Origin of the sequence: Achromobacter sp. (assembly GCF_036567245.1) — a bacterium.
Taxonomy (GTDB): Bacteria; Pseudomonadota; Gammaproteobacteria; order Burkholderiales; family Burkholderiaceae_B; genus Achromobacter.
In genome coordinates this window covers 1-4,545 of sequence record NZ_DATCUY010000291.1, presented here as the reverse complement: position 1 = coordinate 4,545, position 4,545 = coordinate 1, and the positions used below count along the sequence as shown (strand labels likewise).

General features: G+C 65.7%; 4 protein-coding genes. All 4 read right to left on the bottom strand.

The window, feature by feature from the left end:
* Positions 1-40: 40 nt before the first annotated feature.
* Positions 41-2,152 carry an elongation factor G gene (gene fusA, locus VIR09_RS13005; RefSeq protein ID WP_332013239.1) on the bottom strand — a complete coding sequence of 704 codons (2,112 nt, stop codon included), beginning with the start codon at positions 2,150-2,152 and terminating at the stop codon, positions 41-43.
* A gap of 269 nt (positions 2,153-2,421) precedes the next feature.
* The gene (locus VIR09_RS13000) at positions 2,422-2,886 is read right to left on the bottom strand and encodes a universal stress protein (RefSeq protein WP_332013238.1); all 465 of its coding nucleotides are present in this window, start codon (positions 2,884-2,886) and stop codon (positions 2,422-2,424) included.
* 100 nt (positions 2,887-2,986) lie between these two features.
* Entirely contained in the window at positions 2,987-3,331 is a 345-nt protein-coding gene (locus VIR09_RS12995; RefSeq protein WP_332013237.1) for a TIGR01244 family sulfur transferase, read from the bottom strand.
* A 38-nt stretch (positions 3,332-3,369) separates the two neighbouring features.
* Positions 3,370-4,545, bottom strand: a 1,176-nt coding sequence (locus VIR09_RS12990) for a PLP-dependent aminotransferase family protein (RefSeq protein ID WP_332013236.1), incomplete at its 5' end; no start/stop codon positions are given.

Below are 4,545 nucleotides of genomic sequence, written 5' to 3'. Positions count from 1 at the left end.
GCCGCCCCCGCCTGACAAGCGCGACACCCGCGACGCCGGCTCAGCGGCCCGCGCCCTGGGCCGCCATCACTTCCTGCGCCACCTGGCGCGGCGCCTCGGCATAGTGCTTGAATTCCATGCTGTAGGTCGCGCGCCCCTGGGTCAGCGAACGCAGCGACGTGGAATAGCCGAACATCTCGGCCAGCGGCACTTCAGCCCGCACCAGCTTGCCGCTGCCCCCGGCGATGTCCTCCATGCCCTGGACCATGCCGCGCCGCGACGACAGGTCGCCCATGACGTTGCCGGTGAAGTCCTCGGGCGTTTCCACTTCGACGTGCATCATGGGTTCCAGCAGCACCGGATCCGCGCGGCGCATGCCTTCCTTGAAGGCCATCGAGCCCGCCATCTTGAAGGCGTTTTCGTTCGAGTCCACGTCGTGGTAGGACCCGAAGAACAGCGTCGCCTTCACGTCCACCACGGGGTAGCCCGCCAGCACGCCCGCGTTCAGGGCTTCGCGTATGCCCTTGTCGACCGCTGGAATGAATTCGCGCGGCACCACGCCGCCCTTGATGGCATCGACGAACTCGTAGCCCTTGCCGGGCTCCTGCGGCTCCAGCTTGAGCACCACGTGGCCGTACTGGCCGCGTCCGCCCGATTGCTTGACGAACTTGCCTTCAACCTCGTTGCAGGTCTTGCGGATGGTCTCGCGGTACGCGACCTGGGGCTTGCCCACGGTGGCCTCTACGCCGAACTCGCGCTTCATGCGGTCGACCAGGATTTCCAGGTGCAGCTCACCCATGCCGGAGATGATGGTCTGCCCGGATTCCTCGTCGGTGCGCACGCGGAAGGACGGATCCTCTTGCGCCAGGCGGCCCAGCGCGATGCCCATTTTTTCCTGGTCGGCCTTGGTCTTGGGCTCCACGGCCTGGGAAATGACGGGCTCCGGAAACACCATGCGTTCCAGGATGATGATGTGGGCCGGATCGGTCAACGTGTCGCCCGTGGTGACGTCCTTGATGCCCACGGCCGCGGCGATGTCGCCCGCGTAGACCTCGGTGATCTCGCGCCGCTCGTTGGCGTGCATCTGCAGGATGCGGCCCAGCCTTTCTTTCTTTTCCTTGATGGGATTGAAGACCGAATCGCCGGATTTCACCACGCCCGAATAGACGCGGAAGAACACCAGCTGGCCGACGAAGGGGTCGGTCATGATCTTGAAGGCCAGGGCCGAGAACGGTTCGTTGTCGGCGGGATGGCGTTCGATTTCGTGGTCGCGCACGTCATGGCCTTTGATGGCGGGCACGTCCACTGGCGAAGGCATGTAGTCGATGACCGCGTCCAGCATGGCTTGCACGCCCTTGTTCTTGAAGGCGCTGCCACAGAGCATGGGTACGATTTCGTTGGCGACCGTGCGCATGCGCAGGCCCTGCTTGATCTCGTCCTCGGTCAGCGGTTCGCCCGACAGATACTTTTCCAGCAGGGTTTCATTGGCCTCGGCAGCCTTCTCCACCATCTTGTCGTGCCATTCCTGCGCTTGCTCCTGCATTGCCGCGGGAATGTCGCGGTACTCGAAGCGCACGCCCTGGCTGGCCTCGTCCCAGATGATGGCCTTCATCTTGACCAGGTCGATCACGCCTTCGAAATGGTCTTCGGCGCCCACCGGCAGCTGGATGGGCACGGCGTCGCCGTTCAGACGCTCGGCGATCTGGCGCTGCACGCGCAGGAAATCCGCGCCGACCCGGTCCATCTTGTTGACGAAGGCCAGGCGCGGCACCTTGTACTTGTTGGCCTGGCGCCAGACGGTTTCGGATTGCGGCTGCACGCCGCCCACGGCGTCATAGACCATGACCGCGCCGTCCAGCACGCGCATGGAGCGCTCGACCTCGATGGTGAAGTCGACGTGGCCCGGCGTGTCGATGATGTTGATGCGGTGCTCGGGGTAATTGCCCGCCATGCCCTTCCAGAAGGCGGTGGTGGCGGCCGACGTGATGGTGATGCCGCGCTCCTGCTCCTGCTCCATCCAGTCCATCACGGCGGCGCCGTCGTGCACTTCGCCGATCTTGTGGGTGATGCCGGTGTAGAAGAGGATGCGCTCGGTGGTGGTCGTTTTGCCCGCGTCGATATGGGCGCTGATGCCGATATTGCGGTATAGCTCGATACGCGTCTTGCGAGTCATGGCCTCTTCCCTTGCAGTGAACTACCGGGCGAAGACGGCAAGCCCGACCGGGCCTTGCCGCGGCGGGCGCCATGCCGCGTAGGGTGCTTGAGAATGGCGAAATCGCGCCCGCACTGATCCACAAATATTACGCGCGGCGTAGCAAGAAACAAGCCTAGTCCCTGCAAAGGCCAAGGATAAAAAAAGCCCCTCCAGCGGGAGGGGCTCGGTAGCCATGCACCAGCCTGGGGCAACTCCGTAGAGCATTCCGCGGCGGCTGATCCAGCAGGCTACTTCTTTTCTTCCTTGACGCGGTACACCAGCACGGCGGTGCTGGCCAGCGACAGGACCTTGGCGGTGACGCTGCCCAGCAGCAGGCGCGACAGGCCGCTGCGGCCGTGGCTGCCGATGAAGATCAGGTCGCAGCCGGCGTCGGAGGCGGCTTGCACGATGCCGTCGGCAACGTTGAAGTTGGACACGGCGCGCGACTCGGACTTCACGCCGGCGGTGTCGGCGCGATCGGTGATCTGCTTGAGATACTTGTCGGCCTGCTCGGCGGAGGCCTTTTCGTAGTCTTCGTCGGTGATGGCGTAAGCGGCGGCCATGCCGTCGAAACCGATGGTGGCAGCGAAAGGCTGGGTCACGTAGAGGGCGACGACTTCAGCGCCCACGGAGCGCGCGAAGCAAATACCGGCGTTGGCGGCCTGGGCCGAGAGCGGGGAACCGTCGGTGGGAATCAGGATCTTCTTGAACATCTTGCCTGCTCCTGTTTGTGAGGTACCTCCATGCTACCGGAAACGCGCCAGGTTCACATCAACGGAACCTGGCCCGTCTTGACGCGCGTCAAGCGCGCGCTCAGCCCAGCTGCTGGGCGGCGGCGAACAGATTGGTGCAACGCGTGCCGGTGCGGCAGTACGCCAGGACCGGGCCCGGCAGGGTTTGCAGCAGTTCGGCGAAACGCGCCACGTCGGCGGCGGTCATGGCGCTGCCCACCACGGGCTGATATTCGATCTGCAGGCCAGCGGCCAGCGCGGCCTTGGACACGTCCGCGGCGGTGGGCTGGTCCGGGCCGCCTTCGAAATCGGGACGGTTGATGATCACGCTCTTGTAGCCGGCGGCGGCGACGTCCGCCATGTCGTCCGGTCCGAGCTGCGGCGCGACGGCGAAATTCTGGGTCAGGGGCTTGATGGGTGCGGACATGGCGATTCCTTCGATGGCTGCGACGATTTAGCTCTCTATTATTGATTGCTGGAGGCGTTTTGCGCGAAGATTTTTTCCAGATCGGCCCAGACGCCGCGATGATCGACGATGGTGACCGAAAAGCGCAGCATGGTCGACGGCGCCTGTGACGGCGAAAACAGCGTGCCCGGCGCCAGCAGCATGCCGTGATCGGCCGCCACGCGCGCCAGCGCCTCGGTATCGCGGCCGTAGTCGGCCCAGACGAACATCCCTGCATGCGGCTCGTGGGGCACGGTCAGCCCCAGCTTCAGCAGCCCTTTCAGGCAACGCTGGCGGGCGTCGTCCACCCGCAGGCGCACGCGCTCGATGTGGCGGCGGTACTGCCCTTCCATCAGTACGCGGTGGATGACCCGCTCGCCCAGTTCAGGCGAAGTCAGGCCGGCCAGCATCTTCAGGTCCGCCAGCTTCTGCAGGATCTCGGGATTCGCGGCCAGATAGCCCACGCGCAGGCTGGCCGCCAGCATCTTGGAATAGCCGCCCACCAGGATCACCCGCTTCAGGCCGTCCAGCGCGGCCAGCTTCATGGCGCCGCCGGGGTGCAATTCGCCGTAGGTATCGTCCTCGACCACCAGGAAATCGTGGCGTTCGGCGATGCGCAGGATGTCGTAGGCCGCGCCTGCCGACAACCGGTGGCCGGTGGGATTGTGCACCGAGCTGTTGATGATGAAGAGCTTGGGCTTGTGCTGGGCCGCCAACTGTTCGAGCAGCGCCGTATCGGGGCCGTCGGGGCCGCGCGGCACGCCGATCAGGCGCGCGCCGAAGGCGGCCAGGCGGCCGAAAATGACGAACCAGGCGGGATCCTCGACCAGCACGGTGTCGCCCGGCTTGACCAGATGCCGCGCGATCAGGTCCAGCCCGTGCGTAACGCCGTTGGTCGTCAGCAGATTGAGTTCCGGGTGCGCCGGCACGCCGTCGTTCTGCAGGAAGGCGGCGATCTGCTGGCGCAGCGGCGCAAAGCCCTGGGGATGGCCATAGCTGACCAGGTGTCCGCGCACCGAGCGCCCCACGGCGCGCACGGCCCCCGCCACCATCTCCGGATCCAGCCAGTCTGCCGGCAGCAGCCCGGCGCCGCCCGGCATGCCTGAGGGGTTGGTGTCGCGGAACATGCTGCGCAGCAGCCAGGCGACGTCGATGCGAGCAGGCGGCGTCAGCGCCACGGGCGCCGCGCTGGCGAC

Coding starts and splice junctions, on each gene's coding strand:
- fusA (WP_332013239.1), bottom strand. CDS start 2,152: ATGACTCGCAAGACGCGTATCGAGCTATACCGCAATATCGGCATCAGC.
- VIR09_RS13000 (WP_332013238.1), bottom strand. CDS start 2,886: ATGTTCAAGAAGATCCTGATTCCCACCGACGGTTCCCCGCTCTCGGCC.
- VIR09_RS12995 (WP_332013237.1), bottom strand. CDS start 3,331: ATGTCCGCACCCATCAAGCCCCTGACCCAGAATTTCGCCGTCGCGCCG.